At 60.2% G+C, this 522-nt stretch carries 1 protein-coding gene; it reads right to left on the bottom strand.

The genetic code is table 11. From position 1 onward, the window contains the following. The coding region (locus ABD208_RS20410; RefSeq protein WP_344106655.1) for a hypothetical protein at window positions 1–220 on the bottom strand (220 nt) is incomplete at its 3' end. Window positions 221–522: the final 302 nt, after the last annotated feature.

Consider the following 522-nt stretch of genomic DNA (forward strand, 5'->3'; position numbering starts at 1 on the left):
CATACCCCATGCGCATGATCCGGATGGCGAATTGCACCCCGGCAAAGACCAGCCCGTTGAAGAAGAAGATCAGAAACAACCCCAGCAGCCCGTCGCTGGACCCGAAGACCAGCCGCTGAAGATTGCCGATGTTGAAATAGACCAGAATCGCAGTGAACACAGCCGACAGCGCGAACCCGATCAGCACTTGCTGGATATAGACCTTCACCAGTTTCGGCATTCGTCTTCCTCCGCTTTCGATACGTAACAGCATAGTCTTTCTGCGCGCTGAAACAAGCATCGCCCCGCTCGCCCGGCGATAAGTCGCAGGCCGCAAGGCGCTGCTGACGGTTTTCGCGGCTGCCCCGTCGCACTGTGCGAGTGCAAATCGGGCCCGCGCGCGCTATCTGTGCGACAAGACCGAATCGGAAGCGAGCTGCGCGAGTGATCCTGATCGAACATGGGCCGCAAGGCCGCCCCGCCCTGTTTGACGCGCCGCATCAGCGGCTGATCGCGCATGAGCTTTCAGAAGTCATCCCGGCC

Source organism: Myceligenerans crystallogenes, assembly GCF_039529775.1.
Classification (GTDB): domain Bacteria; phylum Actinomycetota; class Actinomycetes; order Actinomycetales; family Cellulomonadaceae; genus Myceligenerans; species Myceligenerans crystallogenes.